This window comes from Streptosporangium sp. NBC_01639 (genome assembly GCF_045209755.1).
Lineage (GTDB): Bacteria > Actinomycetota > Actinomycetes > Streptosporangiales > Streptosporangiaceae > Streptosporangium.
Map to the genome: position 1 here is coordinate 1,483,597 of NZ_CP109272.1, position 22,101 is coordinate 1,505,697.

At 68.8% G+C, this 22,101-nt stretch carries 16 protein-coding genes and 1 tRNA gene; 6 read left to right on the forward strand and 11 right to left on the reverse strand.

Annotation, left to right across the window (positions count from 1 at the left end; all coding sequences use genetic code 11):
• Positions 1 to 22 precede the first annotated feature (22 nt).
• Together OHA77_RS06640 and polA are read right to left on the reverse strand one after the other, a co-directional pair.
• The gene (locus OHA77_RS06640) at positions 23 to 1,129 is read right to left on the reverse strand and encodes a polysaccharide deacetylase family protein (protein WP_406316856.1); all 1,107 of its coding nucleotides are present in this window, start codon (positions 1,127 to 1,129) and stop codon (positions 23 to 25) included.
• A gap of 76 nt (positions 1,130 to 1,205) precedes the next feature.
• Positions 1,206 to 3,896 (reverse strand): DNA polymerase I, encoded by a 2,691-nt coding sequence (gene polA / locus OHA77_RS06645; protein ID WP_406316858.1) that lies wholly within the window; start codon positions 3,894 to 3,896, stop codon positions 1,206 to 1,208.
• Positions 3,897 to 3,994: 98 nt separating this feature from the next.
• On the opposite strand from polA, the gene OHA77_RS06650 reads away from it, so the two are divergent.
• A complete protein-coding gene (locus OHA77_RS06650; RefSeq protein ID WP_406319777.1) occupies positions 3,995 to 4,387 on the forward strand; it encodes a PaaI family thioesterase in 393 nt (130 codons plus the stop codon).
• Positions 4,388 to 4,593: 206 nt separating this feature from the next.
• On the opposite strand, the gene OHA77_RS06655 is transcribed toward OHA77_RS06650, so the two are convergent.
• The 3 genes from OHA77_RS06655 to OHA77_RS06665 are packed head-to-tail and all read right to left on the reverse strand — an operon-like array spanning position 4,594 to position 7,064.
• A complete protein-coding gene (locus tag OHA77_RS06655; protein WP_326821547.1) occupies positions 4,594 to 5,355 on the reverse strand; it encodes an amino acid ABC transporter ATP-binding protein in 762 nt (253 codons plus the stop codon).
• Entirely contained in the window at positions 5,352 to 6,203 is an 852-nt protein-coding gene (locus OHA77_RS06660) for an amino acid ABC transporter permease (protein WP_326821546.1), read from the reverse strand. Before OHA77_RS06660 ends, OHA77_RS06655 begins: the two co-directional genes overlap by 4 nt.
• A gap of 3 nt (positions 6,204 to 6,206) precedes the next feature.
• The gene (locus OHA77_RS06665; RefSeq protein ID WP_406316859.1) at positions 6,207 to 7,064 is read right to left on the reverse strand and encodes an ABC transporter substrate-binding protein; all 858 of its coding nucleotides are present in this window, start codon (positions 7,062 to 7,064) and stop codon (positions 6,207 to 6,209) included.
• A gap of 422 nt (positions 7,065 to 7,486) precedes the next feature.
• Between OHA77_RS06665 and OHA77_RS06670 the strand changes: the two genes are divergently transcribed.
• Positions 7,487 to 8,047 (forward strand): DUF4352 domain-containing protein, encoded by a 561-nt coding sequence (locus tag OHA77_RS06670; protein ID WP_406316861.1) that lies wholly within the window; start codon positions 7,487 to 7,489, stop codon positions 8,045 to 8,047.
• 61 nt (positions 8,048 to 8,108) lie between these two features.
• Here the strand turns inward: OHA77_RS06670 and OHA77_RS06675 are convergent, their stop codons facing one another.
• The 6 genes from OHA77_RS06675 to OHA77_RS06700 all read right to left on the reverse strand — a co-directional run bounded on the left by OHA77_RS06675 (position 8,109) and on the right by OHA77_RS06700 (position 14,364).
• Entirely contained in the window at positions 8,109 to 8,954 is an 846-nt protein-coding gene (locus OHA77_RS06675) for an ABC transporter ATP-binding protein (RefSeq protein ID WP_406316862.1), read from the reverse strand.
• A complete protein-coding gene (locus OHA77_RS06680; protein WP_406319778.1) occupies positions 8,944 to 9,708 on the reverse strand; it encodes an ABC transporter ATP-binding protein in 765 nt (254 codons plus the stop codon). Before OHA77_RS06680 ends, OHA77_RS06675 begins: the two co-directional genes overlap by 11 nt.
• A 35-nt stretch (positions 9,709 to 9,743) precedes the next feature.
• Complete coding sequence (locus tag OHA77_RS06685; protein WP_326821541.1) at positions 9,744 to 10,910, reverse strand: ABC transporter permease subunit; 1,167 nt, start codon at positions 10,908 to 10,910, stop codon at positions 9,744 to 9,746.
• The gene (locus OHA77_RS06690; RefSeq protein ID WP_326821540.1) at positions 10,907 to 11,875 is read right to left on the reverse strand and encodes a branched-chain amino acid ABC transporter permease; all 969 of its coding nucleotides are present in this window, start codon (positions 11,873 to 11,875) and stop codon (positions 10,907 to 10,909) included. Before OHA77_RS06690 ends, OHA77_RS06685 begins: the two co-directional genes overlap by 4 nt.
• 155 nt (positions 11,876 to 12,030) lie before the next feature.
• Positions 12,031 to 13,233, reverse strand: coding sequence for a branched-chain amino acid ABC transporter substrate-binding protein (locus OHA77_RS06695; RefSeq protein ID WP_406316864.1), 1,203 nt, complete (start codon positions 13,231 to 13,233; stop codon positions 12,031 to 12,033).
• Between the two features lie 522 nt (positions 13,234 to 13,755).
• Entirely contained in the window at positions 13,756 to 14,364 is a 609-nt protein-coding gene (locus tag OHA77_RS06700) for an ANTAR domain-containing response regulator (RefSeq protein WP_406316865.1), read from the reverse strand.
• 115 nt (positions 14,365 to 14,479) lie between these two features.
• Here OHA77_RS06700 and OHA77_RS06705 point away from each other — a divergent pair.
• The 4 genes from OHA77_RS06705 (at position 14,480) to OHA77_RS06720 (ending at position 22,086) form a co-directional block, all read left to right on the forward strand.
• Positions 14,480 to 14,562, forward strand: a tRNA-Leu gene (locus OHA77_RS06705).
• A 119-nt stretch (positions 14,563 to 14,681) separates the two neighbouring features.
• Positions 14,682 to 15,449 (forward strand): helix-turn-helix domain-containing protein, encoded by a 768-nt coding sequence (locus OHA77_RS06710; RefSeq protein WP_406316867.1) that lies wholly within the window; start codon positions 14,682 to 14,684, stop codon positions 15,447 to 15,449.
• A 77-nt stretch (positions 15,450 to 15,526) separates the two neighbouring features.
• Positions 15,527 to 16,093 (forward strand): GNAT family N-acetyltransferase, encoded by a 567-nt coding sequence (locus tag OHA77_RS06715; protein ID WP_406316868.1) that lies wholly within the window; start codon positions 15,527 to 15,529, stop codon positions 16,091 to 16,093.
• Between the two features lie 740 nt (positions 16,094 to 16,833).
• A complete protein-coding gene (locus tag OHA77_RS06720; protein ID WP_406316870.1) occupies positions 16,834 to 22,086 on the forward strand; it encodes an amino acid adenylation domain-containing protein in 5,253 nt (1,750 codons plus the stop codon).
• The last annotated feature ends 15 nt before the right edge of the window (positions 22,087 to 22,101 follow it).

Here is a 22,101-nt window from a genome sequence, read left to right on the forward strand (position 1 = left end):
GTAAACAGAGCGTCAGCCTACGTTAGTAGGCATTGACCTGCCGTCTCCACTTGGAAGTGATGGTACCCCGGATCTTCTTCGGCACGGACACCTTGTCGGGGTCGCCGTCCGCCGTGTAGAGCCGGTCAGGATGCTTCTTCAGCCACTCCAGCCAGTACTGCGAGCACCACTTGCGGCATTCGCCCTTCTTGCCGTTGCTCTGGATCCGCTGGATGGCCCGCCAGTCGAAATTTTTGACGAAGGGTGACTCCGACGGCTGCGCGCCGGCCAGGAAGACTCCCTTGAAGGCGTAGCGGCTCCCGTCCCACTTCCCGGACTGCGCGGTGGACCTTTTGCGCGGCATCGCGCCGAACGGCAGCGCGAGGGTGTCGGACGGGCCGGCGCCGAGCTTGTCGAGCAGCCGCTCGGTCCGGACGATCTGCTCGGCGACCTTCTTCTTCGACAGGCCCGGCAGGTTGGGGTGGGTCCAGGTGTGGTTGGCCACCTCGAAGCCGCGCGAGGTCAGCCACTGCACGGCGCGCGTCTGGTCCCGCCGTTCACGCAGGCCGAACGGTTCCCGGTTGACCCAGAAGGTGGCGACGGGCCGGAACCCCGGATGCTTCTTCGCGACCTGGTAGATGATCCCGACCGCGGTGTCCTTGGCCGGCATGCCGTTGCCGTCCAGCGCGAAGTGGCTCGCGTGCCCGTCGTCGAAGGTCAGCACGACCGGGTGCTTGCCCGCCGGAATGTTGATCTTTCCGGTGACGAACTCTCGCGCGGTGATCGGCACATAACCGTCCTCGGCCAGTTTCTCCATCTCCTGGCGCACCTGGGCGGGCGTGCGGTCGATGGAGGCCAGCCGCTTCTTCATGATCCGGTGGTACATCAGCACCGGAACCGTGCCCGCCTCGTTCGCCTTGACCTGACGGGCGAACTCCGGGGTCGCCTGGACCGGCGGCGGAAGATCCGCCGAGGGCAGGTCGGGCTCCGGAGACGGCTGCGGCGCGGGGGTGCCCGTCACCGCGCCGGTCATCGGCGCGGCCCGCGGGACGGCCTCCGTGGGGAGCGTGAGAAGCACCACCACCGCGGCGGCCACCACCACGACGTTGGCCATCATGATGATCAGCGTGAAGGGGGCTGAACTCCGCACGGAACTCCCGGTCCTGTCGAGGAATCTGGCTGTCTCACCACCCTAGAACAGAGTCGGACAGGCCGGGCAATCTCGATCAGTGACCGGCGTCTTCCCAGGTCCGGCCGGAGCCCACGGAGACCTCCAGGGGGACGCGCAGCGCGTAGGCGGCGTTCATCCGGCCGGTGACCAGCTCGCGCAGAACCTCCAGCTCGCCCGGCGCCACCTCGAACACGAGCTCGTCGTGGACCTGGAGCAGCATCCGGGAGCGCAGGCCCGCCTCCTTCAGGGCGCTCTGCACGTTGAGCATGGCGACCTTGATGATGTCGGCCGCCGACCCCTGGATCGGCGCGTTGAGCGCCATCCGCTCGGCCATCTCGCGGCGCTGGCGGTTGTCGCTGTTGAGGTCGGGCAGGTAGCGGCGGCGGCCCATGATGGTCGCGGTGTAGCCGTCGTGCCTGGCCTGGGCGACGGTCGCGTTGAGGAAGTCGCGGATGCCGCCGAACTCCTCGAAGTATTCCTCCTTGAGCGCCCTCGCCTCCGACACCGGGATGGTGAGCTGCGCCGAGAGCCCGAAGTCCGACAGTCCGTAGGCCAGGCCGTAGTTCATGGCCTTGATCTTGGCCCGCAGCTCCCCCGTCACCTGCTCGGGCTCGACGTCGAAGACCCGCGCGGCGGTGGCCTTGTGGAAGTCGTGCCCGGAGGCGAACGACGCGATCAGCGACTCGTCGCCCGACAGGTGCGCCATGATCCGCAGCTCGATCTGGCTGTAGTCGGCGGTCAGCAGCGTCTCGTATCCCGCCCCGACCGTGAAACCCTGCCGGATCCGGCGGCCTTCGACGGTGCGGATCGGGATGTTCTGCAGGTTGGGCTTCTCCGAGCTGATCCGCCCGGTGGCCGCGATGATCTGGTTGTAGGTGGTGTGGATCCGCCCGTCGTCGGAGATCTCCTTGATCAGCCCCTCCACCGTGACCTTCAGCTTGGCCTGGTCACGGTGGCGCAGCATGATGGTCGGCAGCTCGTGCTCGGTCTGGGCGGCCAGCCAGGCCAGCGCGTCGGCGTCGGTGGTGTAGCCCGTCTTGGTCTTCTTGGTCTTGGGCAGGTTCAGGCGGGTGAAGAGGATCTCCTGCAGCTGCTTGGGCGAGCCCAGGTTGAACTGCTCCCCCACGGACGCGTGCGCCGCCTCGACGGCCTGCTTGACCGCGCCGCCGAACTCGGCCTCCAGGCCGCTGAAGTAATCCCGGTCGGCGGCGATGCCGGCCCGCTCCACCTCGGCCAGCACGGTCACCAGCGGCAGCTCCACCTCGCGCATCAGCCGGGTGCCGTCCCGCGGCTCCAGGAACGCCTCCAGCGCCCCGGCCAGCTCCAGGACGGCCAGGGCCCGCAGCCCCAGCTCCCGGGCGTCGTCGGCGTCCACGTCGTCGAAGAGGCTGGCCTGACCGCCGGCGTCGGCCTCGCTGCGCAGCTCACGCTGGAGGTAGGTGCGCACCAGGTCCTCCAGCAGGAACGTCTTCTGTCCCGGCATCGCGAGGTAGGCCGCCAGCGCCGTGTCGCACGTCAGGCCGCGCAGGTCCATCCCCTGCGCCCACAGCGCCAGCATCGGCCCCTTGGCGTCGTGCACGGCCTTGGGCCTGTCGGGGTCGCCGAGCCAGGCGCGCAGCGCCGCCTCGTCGGCCTCGGTCAGCGTGGTGGGGTCGACGAACGCGGCGCGGCCGCCGGGCACGGCGATCGCGAGGCTGTCGATCCGCCCGGTGCCGCTGCCGTAGGCGCCCCTGAAGGCGAGCCCGGCCCGGCCCTCGGGCAGCGCCTCCAGCCATCCGGCGACCTCGCCGGGGCCGAGCGTGACGGCTTCGACCTCGAAGCCGTCCTCCGCCTCGACCTCCCCCGAGCCGAGCGTCTTGAACAGGCGGTCGCGGATCTCGCCGCGGAACTCCAGCGTGTCGAGGATCTTGTTGACCTCGTCGCGGTCTGCCTGGCCGACCGTCAGTGCCCCGACCTCGTGCTCCAGCGGGACGTCGCGCATGAGCTGGGTGAGGCGACGGTTCATCAGGACCTGGTCGAGGTGGTCGCGGAGCTTGTCGCCGACCTTGCCCTTGACCTCGTCGATCCGGTCGACCAGCTCCTCCAGCGAGCCGAACTCGCGGATCCACTTGGCCGCGGTCTTCTCCCCCACCCCGGGGATGTTCTTGAGGTTGTCGCTGGAGTCGCCGCGGATGGCCGCGAAGTCGGGGTACTGGGCCGGGGTCAGCTCGTACTTCTCCAGCACCGCCTCGGGGGTGAACCTGGTCATGTTGCTGATCCCGACCCGGGTCATCAGCACCGTGACGCGCTCGTCGACCAGTTGCAGCGCGTCGCGGTCGCCGGTGACGACCAGGACGTTCATGTCCTGGTCGGCGGCCCGGGTGGCGAGGGTGGCGATCAGGTCGTCGGCCTCGTAGCCCGCCAGCGACAGGTGCGGGACGCTCAACGCGTCGAGCATCTCGTAGATCAGGCTCATCTGGCTGCGGAAGCTGTCGGGGCTCGCGCTCCGGTTCGCCTTGTACTCGGCGTACTCCTCGTGCCGGAACGTCGGCTCCGACCGGTCGAAGCAGACCGCCACGTGCGTGGGCTTCTCGTCGCGGAGCACGTTGACCAGCATCGACGTGAACCCGTAGACCGCGTTTGTCGTCTGACCCGTCGTCGTGGAGAAATTCTCCTCCGGCAGGGCATAGAAGGCCCGGTAGGCCAGGGAATGCCCGTCCAGCAGCAGGAGGCAGGGACGAGAGGGGGTCGCTTCGCTCTTCGGCACAGGAGAAGCCTAGTCTGCCCCTGCGACAGAAAACCTGGCCACACGCGACAGGAGACACCCCGTTGACCATGACCGAACCCGACGACGTCACCCGCCGCATGGCAGAACAGCTCGGCGCCTCCCACCGCGACACGCTCGTCGAGCGCATGGGGATCGAGATCACCGAGGCCACCCCCGAGCGGGTGGTGGGCCGGATGCCGGTGGAGGGCAACATCCAGCCGTACGGCCTGCTGCACGGCGGCGCCTCGTGCGTGCTCGCCGAGACCCTCGGCTCGACCGGCGCGGCCCTCCACGCGGGGCCCGGCCGCGGCGCCGTGGGCATCGAGATCAACGCCACCCACCACCGCTCGGCCACCGCCGGGCACGTCACCGGCGTGGCGACCCGGATCCACGGCGGCCGGACGCTCGCCACCTACGACATCGAAATCACCGACGATCAGGGCCGGCGGGTGTGCACCTCACGTCTCACCTGCATGCTGCGCGACCTCTGATCCCAGGATTCGCCGATGCCACGAGCGCCCCTTTCTTCACTCTTGCCACATGTTCCGCTACTGTGAGTCACAGCGGTGCCCGTGGGGAGGCCGAGTAGAAAACGTGCGGGGTCGGGGAAGCTCCGTACGGTGCCAAAGGCCTCCCCCGGGCTCGTACGACGACGGCCCGCGCCACGTGGGCACGGGCCGTACGGCGATCCGGGTCCTCAGATGTCGGTGTGCGTCGGGTCGAGCACGCGGCGCAGGAAGGTCTTGGTGCGCTCGTGCTGCGGGTCGCCGATCACCTGGGCGGCCGGGCCGTCCTCCACGATGACACCGCCGTCCATGAAGACCACCCGGTCGGCCACGTCCCGGGCGAACGCCATCTCGTGGGTGACCACGAGCATGGTCATCCCCTCCTCGGCCAGCTTGCGCATGACCGTGAGCACGTCGCCGACCAGCTCCGGGTCCAGCGCCGAGGTGGGCTCGTCGAAGAGCATCAGCGCCGGGCTCATCGCCAGGGCCCTGGCGATGGCGACCCGCTGCTGCTGGCCGCCGGACATCTGCAGCGGATAGGCATCGCACTTGTCGGCGATGCCGACCTTCTCCAGGTTCTCCCTGGCGATCTTCTCGGCCTCCGCCCTGCCCCGCTTGAGCACCCGCCGCTGGGCGATCATGACGTTCTGCAGCGCGGTCATGTGGGGGAACAGGTTGAACTGCTGGAAGACCATGCCGACCCGCCGGCGGGCGGCGTCGATGTCGACGTCGCGGTCGGTCAGCTCGACGCCCTCCAGGACCACCCTCCCCGAGGTGGGCTGCTCCAGCAGGTTCACACAGCGCAGCAGCGTGGACTTGCCCGACCCCGAGGGGCCGATGACGCAGACCACCTGGCCGGGGTCGACGGCGAAGTCGATCCCCTTCAGCACTTCGAGCTCGCCGAAACGCTTGTGCAGGTCACGGATCTCGACCGCGTGGTTCACCGGAGTCACCGTCCCCTCGCCTGACGCTTCTCAAGCCGGGACGCGAGATACCCCAGCGGGATGGTGACCAGCAGGTACGTCACACCGACCACCAGGATCGGGGTGGCGTTCGCGAAAGTCGAGGCCATGTCGTTGCCGAACTTCGTGAGCTCGACGTACTCCCCGGAGACGCCCAGGAACAGCACCAGCGAGGAGTCCTTGAGCAGGGACACGAACTGGTTGGTCGTCGGCGGGATCACGATGCGCACGGCCTGCGGGATGACGATGCTCGCCATGGCCCGCGCGTGCGACATGCCCAGCGACCGCGCCGCCTCCATCTGCCCCTTGGGGACCGCCTGCAGGCCCGCGCGGAGCGTCTCGGCCATGTAGGCCGAACCCACGATGGTCAGGCCCAGGACGCCCTGGCCGTAGGTGCCGCCGGGCACCTCGAAGCCGGGCAGGGCCAGCGGGAGGAACAGGATGAGCAGGAAGATCAGCAGGGCGGGCAGGCCCCGGAAGACCTCGATGTAGAGGATCGCGATCCACCGGTACACCAGCACCGACGACATCCGCATCAGCGCGAACACCAGGCCCAGCAGGAAGGCGAAGAAGAACCCTCCCACCGAGTAGATGATCGTGTTCTTCAGCGCGACCGTGAACAGGTCCGGCAACGTCTCCGCCGCGACCTCGGGCTTGGCGAAGTTCTCGGCGAGCTGGCCCCACTCGATGCGCAGCGCGAGGAAGACCACGACGGCCACAAGCACGACGTACTGGACGATCCGGCTGATCTGCTGCTTCTTACGGGGGCTGAGCCCGCTCCTGCCGGGGGGAGCCCCGGCAGGACCGGACGACTCAGCCGGCGTCGACTGTTCGGTCATCGATCAGCCGAGTTCGCCGGGCTTCTTGCCGAACCACTTCACGAAGATCTGCTCGTAAGTGCCGTCCGACTTCGCCGTGGTGACCGCGTCGTTGATGGCCTTGAGCAGAATCGGGTCGGCCTGCTTCTTCAGGCCGATGCCGTACTGCTCACCGGTGTCCAAACTGCCCACCAGCTCGAACTTGTCGGCGATCTCCGGCTTCTTCAGCCAGGTCAGAACGACGGGCAGGTCCTGGACGATCACGTCGGCCTGACCGGACTGCAGACCCAGGAGCTCCTTGGGAGAGTCGGCGAACTCCTTGGGGTTGAGGCCCTGCTTCTTGACGTAGTCCAGACCGGTGGTCGAGGCCTGGGCGCCGAGCTTGAGGCCCTTGGCCTTGATCTCGTCCAGCGTCTTGACGCCGACACCCTTCTTGGCCAGCAGCGCCTGGGTGGCGTCGAAGTAGGGCACCGAGAAGGTGATGTTCGCCTGGCGCTCCGGGGTGATGGTCATGCCCGCCGCGGCCACGTCGCACTTGCCGGCGGCCATCGCTGCACCGCTCTTGATGACGGCGAAGTCGATGTCGACGATCTCCTGCGTCAGGCCGAGCTTCTTGGCCGCCAGGTCGACGATGTCGACGTCGAAGCCGACGGTCTTGTCGCCCTCCTTGAACTGGAAGGGCTCGTACGGCAGGTTGGTGCAGGTGGTGAGCTTGCCGGGAGTGACGAGCTTGGGACCTCCGGCGGCCGGGGCGCTCGACGAGGCGGCGCCGTCGGAGCTCGCACTGGTGGTGTCACCGCCGCACGCGGACAGGCCAAGCGCGCCGGCGACGACCACCGCGCCTACCGCGAGCGTCCGCCGGGAAAGAAAACTCAGGCCCACAAAGGCCTCCTCACAGTCAATGTCGCATCTCGAACAGACACCTCAGTGCTGGTGATGCTGCCCCACGTGCATAGCCATGCAGATCACCGACACGACACAATTCGGACAACAACCACACTCGGTGGCGCCCGATCGATACCCTGCCGGCACCGATCATGACGCGCCTGTTCATCGAAGGGTCGGCGACTCGCCTTTGAGCCGACTGCTGCGAATCCGAATCGGTTGATATCGGATCCTGAATCTAAAAATAGTCTATACCTGCACTTCAGGGTCATTTCACCCAGATAGCTCAAGCTCTGGCATCCGGAAAACCGGCCCGCCCCACCGGCGGCGGTTCCGGGCTTTCGGCGACCCGTCGCGCATCGCGAGACCACCGGCCCGCTCATTGAACTCGGCGGTCCCGCTCGGTTACGTTGCCCGATGTGCGCACCCCCCCACTACGGTTCGCCGGTGCCGTTCTGGCCGGCGCCGTCCTCACCGGCTGCACCGGGACCGGGCCACCGGAATCCACGGCCCCCTCCGCCACGCCCACCCCCGCCTACGCCCTGACCCCCCGCCCGGTCCGCCCCGGCGAACGCCCGGTCAACGCCCCGCCGGTCACCGACGGCGACACCCGCTTCCAGGTCATCGGCCTGCAGACTGGCCTGCGCGGCTTCTTCGGCACCCACGCCGAATGGCAGGCCAAGGGCCAGTACGTGGTCGTGCGCATCGTCGTGGAGAACCCCGGCCGCGCCAACTCCCGCTTCGACGCCAAACGGCAGAAGCTCATCACCGCCGACGGCACGGCCCACGGCATCGACAGGTTCGCCCAGGCCATCAAACGCCAGCCCGACACGCTCCCCCTCGGCGCCGAGGTCAGAATCGAACTGGACCTGTGGTTCGACATCCCCGAGGAGGCGAAGGCCGCCGCGGTCCAGTTGTTCGGCGACCCGCCGCTCGGCGTCGGCGGCAGCACCGACGGCGTCAAGGTGCCCCTCACCTGACCGGGCGGGCCCGCCGCACACGCCGTACGCGGCGAGCCTGCCCGGTGTCACCTGGTACGGCTCACGCCTGCTCGCGCGGCGCCGTACCCTCCGGTCCGTCACCCTCCGGCGCCCCGCTCTCCGCCGGAGCGTCCCGCTCCGGCGTCGTGCCGGACCGCTCCGCCGACGTGTCGGGCCGCTCCACCGGCGGCGCGTCATGCGCGAGACCACCGCCGAGATAGGCGGCCTGCACGTCGGGGTCGTTGAGCAGATCCGCGGCGGGCGCGCTCTTGACCACCTTCCCGGTCTCCAGCACGTAGGCCCGGTGCGCGAGCTTCAGCGCCTGCTGGGCGTTCTGCTCCACCAGCAGCACCGTGGTACCCCGGCGGTTGATCTCCTCGATGATCTCGAAGATCTGCTGCACCATCAGCGGCGCCAGACCCATCGACGGCTCGTCCAGCAGCAGCACCTTCGGCTTGGCCATCAGCGCGCGGCCGATGGCCAGCATCTGCTGCTCACCGCCCGACATCGTGCCGCCCATCTGCGTCCGGCGCTCGGCCAGCCGCGGGAACAGCTCGTAGACCTCCTTCAGGTCCGCGCCGAAGTCCCCCGAACGGGTGTACGCGCCCATGAGCAGGTTGTCGTGGACCGTCATGCCGGGGAAGACGCCCCGGCCCTCGGGGGCCTGGCCCAGCCCCGCCATGACCCGCTTGTGGCCGGGCATCTTGCTGATGTCCTTGCCGTCGAAGACGACACTCCCCGACGTCAGGCCGCGCAGACCCGAGATCGTCTTCAGGGTCGTGGTCTTGCCCGCCCCGTTCGCCCCGATGAGCGTGACGATCTCGCCCTCGTTCACCTCGACCGAGATGCCCTTGAGCGCCTCGATCTTGCCGTAGTGGACACGGATGTCCTTGATCTCAAGAAGCATCTGCGGGAGCCCCCAAATACGCCTCGACGACCCGGGGGTCGTTCCGCACCTCGTCCGGCAGGCCATCGGCGATCTTCTGACCGAAGTCCAGCACCGCGATGCGGTCACTGATGCCCATGATGAGGCTCATGTCGTGCTCGATGATCAGAATCGTCCGGCCGGCGTCCCGGATGTCCCGGATCAACTGCTGCAGCGCCACCTTCTCCGCCGGGTTCATACCGGCGGCCGGCTCGTCCAGCAGCAGCAGCTTCGGCTGGGTCGCCAGCGCACGGGCGATCTCCAGCCGCCGCTGGTCACCGTAGGGCAGGTTCTTGGCGTGGTCGTGCGCGCGGTGGGAGATGCCGACGAAGTCGAGCAGCTCCATCGCCATCTCACGGCCCTCGCGCTCGGCCCTGCGGTGCCAGGGAAGCCCCAGCGCCACGCTGACCATGCCCGAGCGGTGATGGGCGTCCGCACCCACCATGACGTTCTCGATCGCCGTCATGTTGTGGAAAAGCCGGATGTTCTGGAACGTACGGGCGACGCCCCGCTTGGTGATCTTGAAGCGCTTGATGCCGCTGATCTTCTCACCCTGGAAGCGGACCTGACCCTCCGTCGGCTGGTAGACACCGGTGATCACGTTGAACACCGTCGTCTTACCCGCGCCGTTCGGACCGATCAGAGCGAAGATCTCGCCCTCGTTGATGGTCAGGTTGACATCCTTCAGCGCCGTGACACCGCCGAACCGCATGACCAGACCCTGCAGTTCCAGCATCGCCCGGCCGGTCCGCTCCTGGCTCACCTCAGCGCTCACTTGGAAGCCACCTCCTCACCATGCGACTCCGGCCCGGGAACCTCGGCCGCGAGCGTGCCCATCCCGCCCGATCCCTCTTTCAACTCCGCCTTGCGTTGACGCGACGGCAGCAGGCCCTCGGGACGGAAGATCATCAACGCGACGAGCACCGCACCGAAGATCAACATGCGGTACTCCTGCAGACCGCGGAACCGCTCCGGCAGCCACGCCACCACGAACGCGCCCAGCATGACGCCGGGCAGGTTGCCCGCACCACCCATGACCACCGCGGCCAGGATCGTCGCCGACAGCAGGAACTGGAAGTCGTTCGGATTGAGCGAGATGACCTTGGACGCCCACAGCACGCCCATCGCGCCACCGATCGAGGCACCGATCGCGAACGCCAGCATCTTGAACCGGAACGTCGGCACGCCCATGACCTCGGCCGCGTCCTCGTCCTCACGGATCGCCGCCCACGCCCGCCCGACCCGGCTCTTCTCCCAGCGCTTCACCAGGATGATCACGATCACGGCCAGCGCGACCAGCAGATAGTAGTAAGGCCGCGGGTCCAGCACGCCGTACTTGAAGATCTTCACGCCGAGCAGCTCGTAGACGTCCACACCGAAGATGTGCAGCTCGTCGAGGCTCGGCGGGTGCGGAATGCTGCGGATACCGTTCGGACCGCCGATCGCGTCGGTGTTCCGCGCGGTGATCCGGATGATCTCCCCGAAACCCAGCGTCACGATCGCCAGATAGTCACCGCGCAACCGCAGCGTCGGACCGCCCAGGGTGATACCCGACAGGGCGCAGATCCCGATGCCCGCCAGCAGGATCAGCCAGAAGTTCCAGCCGAGCTCCGTGCCGATCAGCGCCATCGCGTAACCGCCCACGGCGTAGAACGCGACGAAACCCAGGTCCAGCAGACCCGCCTGACCGACGACCACGTTCAGGCCGATGGCCAGCACCACATAGGTGCCGATCGGGAAGAACAGGATGCTCGCCCAGTCGGTGTAGGGCGACATGAAACTGCCGATGGACTCCGACGGCAGGAGCAGGGCCCCCACGATCAGAAGAATGTAGAGCGTCCACCGCTGCCAGCCGGGCGTGTGCAGCCAGCGATCGTGCATGGCGTCGCCGTAGCGGCCGAGCTGGGTACGGAAGCGTTCCAGGGGGTTCTGGTTCATGCGCGCGCCTGCTGGAGTGATTCACCGAGAATTCCGGTGGGGCGGAACATCAGGACCAAGACGAGGATGCTGAAGGAGATCACGTGCTTCCAGTCGGAACCGAAGAAAATAGCTCCGTAGTTCTCCACCAGACCGAGCACGACCCCGCCGACCAGCGCACCCCGTAGGTTGCCGATGCCACCCAGGACCGCCGCGGTGAACGCCTTGATACCGAACAGGAAGCCGATGTAGTAAGTCGTGTTCTCATACGAGATCAGATAGAGCGCACCGGCCACACCGGCCATGCCGCCACCGATGAGGAACGTCATCCGGACGATCTTGTTGATGTCCACCCCCATCAGCACGGCCGCCTCGGGGTTCTGCGCGGTCGCACGGATACCACGGCCGATCTTCGTGCGATTCACCAGCACGTCGAGCGCGATCATCATGCCGACCGCCGCCACGATCACCAGCACCTGGTCCACCCGGACCGAGTGACCCGCGATCGAGAAAAGCTCGGTCCGCTCCATCAACCGGGGCAGGGCCATCTGAATACGGCCCTGCTGCGGACGGTTGAAAACCTTCGGGATCACCAACAGGGCGAACAGCTCCTGCAGGAAGATCGAAGCACCGATGGCGGAGATGAGCGCAGCGAGACGGGACGCCCCGCGCTTGCGCAGCGGCCGGTAGGCGATCTGCTCAAGCGCCAGCGCCGTACCCGCCGAGGCCAGCATGCCGGCCAGGATCATCAACACGATCACACCCACCAGGGCAAGACCCGTGAGCGCCGAATTGATGCCGAACACAAAGGGGACGAACATCGCACCGAAGGTTCCGATCATGAACACTTCAGAGTGCGCGAAGTTGATCAGCCGCAGCACGCCGTACACCATCGTGTAACCAAGCGCGATCAGGGCATAAATGGAGCCGAAGGCCAGACCGTCGATCGTGGCCGGCCAGAACTGATTGATGAAGTCATTGAGCACTAGGGATTACCACTTCTAGCGGGGGTCGCCTGCACTTCCGGTAGCACACCGTTTCCAGCAGAACCTCTTGGGTCTCTGGAAGAACGCCAAGAGCGGGAACCCAACCGCGGAGTTCCCGCTCCCGCGTCAACTACCTGCTGTCTTCGAAGTCGCGACTAGCCCAGCTTCGCCTCGGCCGCCTTGCCAAGCAGCGTGATGGCGCCGTCCTTGACCTGGTAGATGTAGATGTCCTTGGCCTCGACCTCGCCGTTGGGCGCGAACTTGACCTGCTTGGAGACACCGGCCAGGTCAACGGTCTTGATGAACTCGTTGATCTTGTCCGCGGTGGTGTTGCCCGCCTTGATCGCCTCGACGTACACCGTCGCCGCGTCATAGCCCTCAGCCGCGTAGATCGCCGGGTCGGCGCTGTAAGCGGCCTTGTAAGCGTCGGCGAAGCCCTTGACCTTGGCGTCCGTCACATCCGGCGTCGCGATGTAGCACGGGCAACCGACCAGGGCGCCCTCGGCGTTCGGCGCACCGGCACCGTCGATCAGACCCTTGTCCAGCGAACCGTCACCGGAGAAGAACTTCGCGTCCTTCACACCCTTGTCACGGAGCTGCTTGAGCAGGTTGCCACCCGCCGCGTAGTAACCACCGAAGAAGATCGCGTCCGGCTTCGCCGCCGCCACCTTGTTCACCACCGAGGAGTAGTCGCTCTCCGCCGGGTCCAGCGAGTCGTCCGTGACCTTCACGCCCTTGGTGGCGAGCTGAGCACGGACCGCGTCGGCCAGCGGCTTGCCGTACTCCGACTTGTCGTCGATCACGAAAGCGTTCTTCGCGGCCGCCGCACCGGCGATGAAGTCCGCGATGCCGGGACCCTGAACACCGTCGTTCGGCAGCACCCGGTGCCAGAACTTCCAGCCGTTCTCAGCGAGCTTGGTGTTGGTCGCCGAGGCGCTGATGCTGGGAATCCCCGCCTCCTCCAGCACCGGGCCGACCTGCGCCGACTCACCCGAGAACGCCGGGCCGAGCAGCGCGACGACCTTGTCGGTCTTGATGGCCTGCTGCGCCAGCGCGACGGCCTTCGAGGCGTCACCCTGGCTGTCGTACTCGACGATCTCGATCTTCGTCGCCGGGTTGGTCTTGTTGTACTCGTCGAAGACGAGCTTCGCGCCGTTCCTGGGCGGAATGACGATGCCGGCGTTGGGACCGGTCAGGTCACCCATAAAGCCGATCTTGACCGTACCGGCAGCGGCGGCGCCGGAGCCACCGTCCGCCGGCTTGGCGTCCGTGCCGCCATCGCCACAGGCAGCGAGGCCAAGGGTGAGCGCCACACCGGCAGCGAGCACTCCACCGAGGCGAGCAGTCTTAGGCCGCAAGGTTGCCTTCCTTTCGCCGATCCCGCGTCAGGACCGGGTTCACAGATGCCCTCCCCTGACGGAGTGGCCAGGGGGTTGTGTCGGTTAGTACAACCAGCCGAGGTTACGGGTCGATACAGGACGGCCCTCGGTTATCGTTTCGTTACAACACCGATTCTTTTCGGCTACCACGACAAAAGCCATGGTCACGGCAATCTCCCGGACCCGACATGATCACTCCGAGTGCACGAAAGCCCACGCATCCCCTTGACACGAAGGACACGCGGGCTCACCCACGAAAAGACCGGCCACCCACGGCACGGCGGAACACCACGACCGGGCGGGACCAGGAACGACAGAACGCCCCTCACCCCGCCCCGGCCCCGTCAGAACCCCTTCAGCACCCCCGTCACCCTCAGCCCCTCAGGCGCTCTCCGGCCCCCGCATCCCCAGTGCCTCAGGCACTCTCCGACACCTCAGGCACCCCGGAACACTCTCAGCGCTCTCAGGTGCTCCCCGGCCCCCCGGGACACCTTCGGCGCCTCAGACGCCTTCCGACCCCTCGGACCCGGCCGGACCGGGCGTCCCGTCCACCACCACCTGCGCCACCTGACGCATGCTCAACCGCCGATCCATCGACGCCTTCTGAATCCACCGGAACGCCTGCGGCTCACTCCACCCGTGCTGATCCATCAGCCGCCCCTTCGCCCGCTCCACCAACTTCCGCGTCTCCAACCGCTCCGAGAGCGACCCCACCTCCCGCTCCAGCGCGGCGAGCTCCTCATGCCTGCTCACCGCCATCTCGATCGCCGGAACCAGATCCGACTTCGTGAACGGCTTCACCAGATACGCCATCGCCCCCGCGTCCCTGGCCCGCTCCACCAGATCCCGCTGCGAGAACGCGGTAAGGATCAAACACGGCGCGATCCGCTGCGACACGATCTGCTCGGCGGCCGAGATGCCGTCCAGGACGGGCATCTTCACATCCAGGATCACCAGGTCCGGCCGGTGCTCCACAGCCAGTTTGACCGCGGTCTCCCCGTCCCCGGCCTCACCGACGACGGCATACCCGTCCTCTTCCAGCATCTCCTTGAGATCGAGACGGATCAGCGCCTCGTCTTCCGCGATCACTACGCGCCGCTGAGTACTCACGAGCAAGAGAGTACCGACGTCCGCTAGATTGGGACCACGCTGGTGCCTGAGACTGATCCAGTTCTGGGTAAGCTCATCACTGGCGCACACAAACCGGACACGTCCGGAAATATCGGCCGGAATGGCGAAATGGCATACGCGGACGCCTCAAAAGCGTCTACCTGAAAGGGTGTGCGGGTTCGAATCCCGCTTCCGGCACTCACTCGACTGGTTTTCGACCTCAAAAGCCGTGCTGCCGTTTCGTCGCTTGGTCGGCCCAGGCCACTACCGAATGTGCTCGCCCTGAAACTGTCAGTGACATTTGGCATGGTTGCTTCATGCACCCCCGCGAAACCGTTGACCGCGCACTCCGACTCTCCGCCCTCGGACTGGTCGACCGCGAAGTCGCCCAGCTGTGCGGCGTGTCTCTCGGCGCCGTACAGAAATGGCGGACGCGGACACGCCGGACAAGCGAGAACGAGGACATCAGGAGACACCGGTCATGTCCTCGCTGCCACAACCGGGCGCTCGACTTGGAGGCCTACGCCTACCTGCTCGGGCTCTACCTCGGTGACGGCCATATCCTGCTCTGCAAGAAAGATGTCTACCAACTCTCGCTGGCATGCTGTAACACCTGGCCCGGATTGCTGGAAGCCGCAGCCGAGACCATGGCGGTGGTCATGCCGACCTCCTCTGTCAGCCGCCGCCGCTTCTCGGGCTGTACGGAAGTCAAGAGCTACTCCAAGCACTGGGCCTGCCTGTTCCCTCAGCATGGGCCTGGCCGGAAGCACGAACGTGAGATCACGTTGGAACAATGGCAGCGCGAGATCATCGAAGAACATCCGGGTCGATTCGCGCGAGGCCTGATCCACTCCGACGGCTACCGGGGGACAAACCGGGTTCGGCGCCATTCCAACGGAAGCAATCGCTGGTACGAATACCCGCGCTACCTCTTCGCCAACGAGTCCCGGGACATCCTCCGGCTCTGCGGGGAGACACTCGACCTTCTCGGTGTCGCGTGGCGCCACTCCAAGCCCAACACGATCTCGGTCGCGAAGCGGGAGGCGGTCGAGCGGCTGGATATGTTCGTGGGGCCGAAGTACTGAAGGGACAGGAGAGCGGAAACGGCGATCCAGTAAGTTGCCTGCAAGGGGCGGATCCAGGTCAACGGCAGGGGTGAACGGTGAGCCGCGTTGAGGGGGATCGCGTCGGCGTTCCGGGGGTTTTTCCGGCCGACGTCCGGTTGGTCGGGCATGGTCTGGTGTTGCGGGAATGGGACGACGGGGATCTCGCGGCGATGGCGAGGCTGTTCGACGATCCGGATGTGGCGTACTGGACGCCGCTGGTCTCGCCGTTCGATCTGGGTGCGGCGCGGGTCTATCTGAAGCGGGCGCGGGAGCGGCGGGCGGCGGGGTTGCGGGTTCAGTTGGCGATCACGGCCGATGGGGTCGAGCCGCTGGGCGAGGTGATGCTCATGCTGTCGGGGGCGGGTCTGGATGTGGCGGAGATCGGCTACATCGTGGGGGTGGCGCATCGGGGGCGGGGGCTGGCGGGCCGGGCGGTGCGGGTGATGACGGATTTCGCGCGTGGCACGGTGGGGGTCGCCCGTCTGTTGCTGGAGATCGAGGCGGGTAATGCGGCGAGCGCGGCGGTGGCGCGTGCGGCGGGGTATCGGTTGACGGATGCGCCACCGATTCTGGCGGAGGAGAAGGGGCGTCCGTTGGCGCTGCAGACGTGGGAACACCTGTAACGGGCGTTCACTGACGTTGCGAACGCGAGAGCACCCGCAACGTCGCGCCCGCCGGCTCCGGGACGTGGGAGCACCTGCAGTGGGACGTCCGCTGTTGGTCGGCGGGGGCCGTTTTGTGTGGTCGTGACGTTCCATGGTCGGGTTCGGGGCTGCACGGCGTGGTCTCATCAACCGCGAATCCAACCGAAACCCCATCAAAATGGACCATGACCGAAATCCCTATTTGGGTTGCTTGCTCTTCGTAGTCCGCCGTTGCTCGTTGGTGTCCGGGGGGTGCGACGCAACAGGTGGACCGTGAGCGGCAGACCACCCCTCCCCCGCAATCATGGATTGACCTGCGCAGATGTCGAGGTCTGACGACGAGTTGTGATCTTCCTTCACGCCCGAAACTGGCATTTTGGCATACGTTGAATTTTCATCTCTTGACGGCCTCAAGCCTGGATAAGTAGGAATGTCGTGCCTTACCACTTGTGAATACCTGACAGGGCAAAAACCCTGTTTGGGGCTATGGGGGGTGAATGCTCGAAGCTACGCGCGAGGACCCTTCGTCCGCCTCGCCGCCCGGTCCGTCATCCGCCTCTCCGACACCGACATCACCCCCGACCACGCCCCCGCTGCCGGCACCGGCCTCGACATCACTGCCGACTCCGTCACCGGCCTCACCCCCCGCATCGACACCGACAGCAGAGCGATCCATCGTCCCGGAGCCGCCGGAGCCGCTGGAGCCGTGGGAGCCGTCCATGTCGCCGGTTCCCGTCGGCTGGACGTTCGGCCCGCCCCGTGTCGCTCCCGACGTTTCCCTGTGTGACCTCATCGCGGCCCAGGCCGCGCGCACCCCCGATGCTCCGGCGGTCCGCCAGTGGGGCGTCGTCCTCACCTATCGCGAGCTGCTGTCCGCCGCCGGCGCGCTGGCCGTACGGCTGCGGGCTCTGGGAGTCGGTCCGGAGACGCGGGTGGGGCTGTGTGCCAGGCGTACACCGTTCCTTCCGGTCGCCGCGCTGGGCGTCATGCTGGCGGGCGGGGCTTATGTCCCGCTGGATCCGGGGCATCCGCGGCGCAGGTTGCAGGAGATACTCGACGACGCGTCGATACCGGTCGTGGTGGTCGACGGAGACGGTCGTGCCCTGCTCGACGGCTGCGGCCTCCCGCTGGTCGCGCCGGAGACGGACGGGCGAGCCGGGGCTCCGGAGGCGGGGGGCGTCACCGCGCCGCAGACGGGGAAGTCCGACGCTCCGAAAGCGGGAGACATCGCCGCGCCGCAGGTGGGAGACCTCGGTGCGCCGCGGGCCGGGGACGGCTTCGCTCCCGGGGTCCCGGAGGCGGGCGACGTGGCCGGTGTGCTGCGGGGCGGCCTGGCCCGGCCGGGGAACGCGGCCTATGTGCTGTACACCTCGGGGTCGACCGGCCGTCCCAAGGGGGTGGTGGTTGATCACGCGTCCGCGGCGGCGTTCGTGTCGGCGGCGGTGGCTCATTTCGGGCTGGACGGATCGTGCCGGTCGATCGCGTTCTCGGCGCTGGGGTTCGACGTCTCGGTGCTCGACATGTTCGCGCCGTTGGCGGCGGGCGGGTGCGTGCAGTTGGTGCCCGACGAGGACCGGGTCGATCCGGCGCGGTTGCAGCGGTTCCTGCAGGCGCACGAGGTCACCTGGGGGTTCGTTCCCCCGGCTCTGCTGCCGCTGGTCGATCCGGCGGGGCTGCCGCAGTTGCGGGATCTGGTCACGGCGGGTGAGCCGCCCGGTCCGGAGCAGGTGGCCCGCTGGTCGGGGCGGGTGCGTTTCCACAACTGGTACGGCCCGACGGAGACCACGGTGTGCGTGGTCGGTGCGGAGCTTTCCGGGGTGTGGGATCGGCCGTTGCCGATCGGCCGTCCGCTGGGCGGTTGCCGGGCGCACGTGCTGGACGGGGAGATGCGGGAGTGCCCGGTGGGGGTGGAGGGCGAGCTGTACATCGGCGGCCCCCAGGTGAGCCGGGGTTATCTGGGGCGGCCGGGGCTGACCGCGGAGCGGTTCGTGCCGGATCCGTTCGGCGGCGGGCCGGGGGCGCGGCTGTACCGGACGGGGGACCGGGTCGCCTGGCAGGAGGACGGCCGGATCGCGTTCATGGGGCGGTTGGACCGTCAGGTGAAGGTGCAGGGGCAGCGGGTCGAGATCGGCGAGGTCGAGTCGGTGGTCCGGGCTCATCCGGGTGTGTTGCAGGCCGTGGTCGACGCGCCGGGCGAGCTGGTGGCGTATGTCGCCCCGCTGGACGCCCCCGATCTGGCGGAGCTGCGGGAGTACTGCGCGATGCGGCTGCCGCCGTACATGGTGCCGACCCGGGTGGTGCGGGTCCCCGCGCTGCCGTTGAACGCGTCGGGCAAGGTGGACGTCGAGGCGTTGCGGGCGGCGGATCGGCGGGCCGTGCCGGGTGGAGCCGCCGAGGGGCTGGCGGGGATCTGGGCGCGGGTGCTGGAGGCTCCCGATCCGGTGGCGGAGGACGACTTCTTCGCGCGTGGTGGTCATTCGCTGCGGGCGATGCGGCTGGTGTCGGCGGTCCGGGCGGAGCTGGGCCGGGACATCTCGGTGGAGGAGGTGTACGCGGCCCGCACCTTCGGGGCGCTCGCGTCGGGTGTGGCAGATGCGCCGCCGGCGGTCGCTGGTCGGGTCTCGGCTGGTGAGGCGCCGGTGTTGTCGGCGGCGCAGCGGCGGATGTGGTTCGTGGAGCGGCTGGCTCCGGAGACGCCGGCGCACAACATCGCGATGGCGGAGCGGATCCGCGGCCCGCTCGACCATGGCGCGTTGCGGCGGGCGCTGACGGCGGTGGTGGCGCGGCACGAGGCGCTGCGCTGGCGGATCGCCGCCTCCGGCGGGGTGCCGTGCGTGTCGGTGGCTCCGGCGGGTGAGGTGCCGCTGCCGCTGGTCGATCTGTCGCCGCAGGTGGTGGAGGCTCCGGCGCGGGCCTCCCGCGCCGGGCGGGCGGACGACGGCGGGGATGCCCGGAAGCCGGAGGCATGGGGGGCGGCGCCGGCGGAGTCGCCGGAGCCGGAGTCGCGAGAGGCGGCGCTGGCGGAACCGCCCGGGGTGGAGGCGCGAGAGGCGGCGCTGGCGGAGCTGCTGGAGGCGGAGGCGCGGACGCGGTTCGATCTGGCGGCCGGGCCGCTGCTGCGGGCGCGGCTGGTACGGCTGGCCGACGACGATCACGTGCTGGCCGTGACGGTGCATCATCTCGTGTTCGACGGCTGGTCGCAGGACGTCTTCTACCGGGATCTGGGAGTGGCCTACCGGGGTGGCGTGCTGGAGCCGGCGGGGGCGGGGTTCGCCGACTATGTGCGCTGGTCGCGGGAGCGGGCGGACGGCGGCGGCCTGGAGTGGTGGCGTGAGCATCTGCGGGACGCGCCCGTGGTGGTGGACCTGCCGAGGGACGCCGCCCGGCCGCCGGTGCAGACGTTCCGGGGGGCGGTGCGCCGGGCGGAGCTGGACGGGGCGCTGGGCGGGCGGGTCGGGGAGTTGGCGGCCCGGTTGGGGGTGACGCCGTATCCGGTTCTGCTGGCGGCGTTCGGGGAGCTGCTCTCGCGGCTGTCGGGGCAGCGGGACCTGGTGGTCGGCACGCCGTACGCCGATCGGGGGGATGTCGCGTTCGAGTCGCTGGTGGGGATGTGCGTGCGGGTGCTGCCGCTGCGGCTGCGGCTGGATGGTGCGGCCTCGTTCGAGGAGCAGGTGGCGTGCTGCCGGGACGAGCTGGCGGCGGTGGTCGCGCACGGCGACGTCCCGCTGGACCGTGTGGTGGAGGCGCTGCGGGTCCCGCGTGATCTGGGGCGCAACCCGGTGACGCAGGTGTTGTTCAACATGTACAACTTCGCCGAGGCGCGGCTGGATCTGCCGGGCTGCGTGGCCGAGCCGTTGGCGGCCGGGCTGCCGGGGTCGCTGTTCGATCTGACGTTGTACGTCAGCGAGCTGGGCGACGGTTACGCCCTGCAGCTGGTCTACAACCCCGATCTGTTCTCGGCGGCCCGGATGGACGCCCTGCTGGCGGGTTACGCGTGTCTGCTGGGTGATCTGCTGGACCGTCCGGATGCGGCAGTGGAGCGGGCGCGGCTGGCGCCGGAGCCGGTGCCGGTGCCGTTGCCGGTCTGGGAGGGGCCGGGCCTGCTGGACACCCTGCACGGGGATGTCGTGGTGGAGGGTGCCGGGCGAGTGCTGGACCGTGCCGGGCTGGCGTCGCTGCGCCGCCGGGTGGCCGGGGCGGTCCGTGCAGCCGGGGTCGGGCCGGGTGCGGCGGTCGGCGTGCTGGCGGCCCGGGTCCCGGAGCTGCCGGGGTTGCTGCTGGGTGTGCTGGCCGGTGGGGCCAGGTGGGTGATCCTCGATCCGGCGTATCCGCAGGCGGTGCTGGCCCGGCAGGCCGCAGTGGCCGGGGTGCGGGCCGTGGTGCGCTGTCCGGGCGCGCCACCGCTGCCGGGACTGCCGGAGATCCTCCTGCCCGATGACGACGGGTCCGCTGACAACAGGCCCGAGGACAACAGGTCCGCTTACGGCGGATCCGATGACGGCGGACCGGCGGAGGTGCCGTATCCCGAGCGGGGGTATCTGTCGCTCACGTCGGGCACGACCGGTGATCCGAAGCCGGTGGTGACCGGTGAGGGGCCGCTGGCGCATTTCGTCCACTGGTACGCGGTGACGTTCGGGGTGACGCCGGCCGACCGGTTCGCGCTGCTGTCGGGGCCGGCGCATGATCCGGCGTTGCGTGACCTGTTCGTGCCGCTGGCCACGGGCGCCCGGCTGTGCGTGCCGGAGCGGGAGCTGGTCCGTGATCCGGTACGGCTGGCGGCGTGGCTGCGTGAGCACCGGGTGACCGTGCTGCATCTGACCCCGCAGCTCGCGCGGATGCTCTGCGGGACGGGCGGGGTGCTGCCGCAGGTGCGGCTGGTCGCGACCGGGGGTGACCGTCTCACCCAGGCCGACGCCGTACGGCTGCGCCGGCTGGTGCCGGGTGCCCGGCTGGTGGCGTTCTACGGCGCGACGGAGACGCCGCAGGCGCATGGCTGGTACGAGGTTCCGGAGGGTCTGCGGGAGAGCGCCGAACCGGTCCCCGCGGGGCGCGGGGTGGAGGGCAGTGAGCTGGTCGTGCTGGCCGGGCACGGCGGCCGGGCCGGGGTGGGTGAGCTGGGCGAGGTGGTGGTGCGCAGCGTCAACCTCGCGGACGGCTATCTCGACGCCGGTCTGACCCGGCTCCGTTTCGCTCCCGATCTGCCCGGCGCGGGAGGGCCCGGCGCGGAGGTCCGGGAGACGCCCGGTGCGGCGGCCCGCGGGCGGGTGCGGGTGTTCCGGACCGGGGATCTGGGGCGGTTGAATCCGGACGGGACCGTGACCGTGGTCGGGCGGCGGGACGACCAGGTAAAGGTCCGCGGGTTCCGGGTGGAGCTGGGCGAGGTGGAGGCGGCGCTGGCCGCCCACCCGGAGGTGCGCTCGGCGGCGGCGGTGGTGGATCGGGGCGAGGGGCGCGAGGCCGTGCTCTACGCCTATGCGGTGCCGCGCAGGCCGGGGACGGCCGCGCAGCGGCTGCTGGAGCACCTGCGGCAGGTGCTGCCGGAGCACGCCGTACCGGCCGAGGTGGTGGTGCTGGCGGCACTGCCGCTGACACCGAACGGGAAGATCGACCGGGCGGCTCTGCGCCGGCCGGCGCCGCGGCCGGAGAGCGGCGCGGGCGGGGAGCTGTCGGGGCCGACGGAGCGGGCGGTGGCCGAGGTGTGGCGGGCCGTGCTGGGCGTGCCGCGGGTCCGTCCGACGGACAACTTCTTCGAGATCGGCGGCCATTCGCTGGCGATCGCCGCGGTGCAGGCGCGGCTGGTCGCGGTGGTGGGCCGGGAGGTGCCCATCGTGGATCTGTTCCGCCATCCGACGATCCGCGACCTGGCGGCCCATCTCGACGGTGGCGGCCACGCCCCCGGCCTCGACCGTGCGGCCCGCCGGCTCGCCGTACGGCGGGACCGGTTGAAGGACCGTTCCCAGAGACCGAACTGATTTTCTCACCGGCGC

Coding starts and splice junctions, on each gene's coding strand:
- OHA77_RS06710 (WP_406316867.1), top strand. CDS start 14,682: ATGCACCCCCGCGAAACCGTTGACCGCGCACTCCGACTCTCCGCCCTC.
- OHA77_RS06685 (WP_326821541.1), bottom strand. CDS start 10,910: ATGAACCAGAACCCCCTGGAACGCTTCCGTACCCAGCTCGGCCGCTAC.
- OHA77_RS06660 (WP_326821546.1), bottom strand. CDS start 6,203: ATGACCGAACAGTCGACGCCGGCTGAGTCGTCCGGTCCTGCCGGGGCT.
- OHA77_RS06720 (WP_406316870.1), top strand. CDS start 16,834: ATGTCGCCGGTTCCCGTCGGCTGGACGTTCGGCCCGCCCCGTGTCGCT.
- OHA77_RS06680 (WP_406319778.1), bottom strand. CDS start 9,708: ATGCTGGAACTGCAGGGTCTGGTCATGCGGTTCGGCGGTGTCACGGCG.
- OHA77_RS06650 (WP_406319777.1), top strand. CDS start 3,995: ATGGCAGAACAGCTCGGCGCCTCCCACCGCGACACGCTCGTCGAGCGC.
- OHA77_RS06675 (WP_406316862.1), bottom strand. CDS start 8,954: ATGCTTCTTGAGATCAAGGACATCCGTGTCCACTACGGCAAGATCGAG.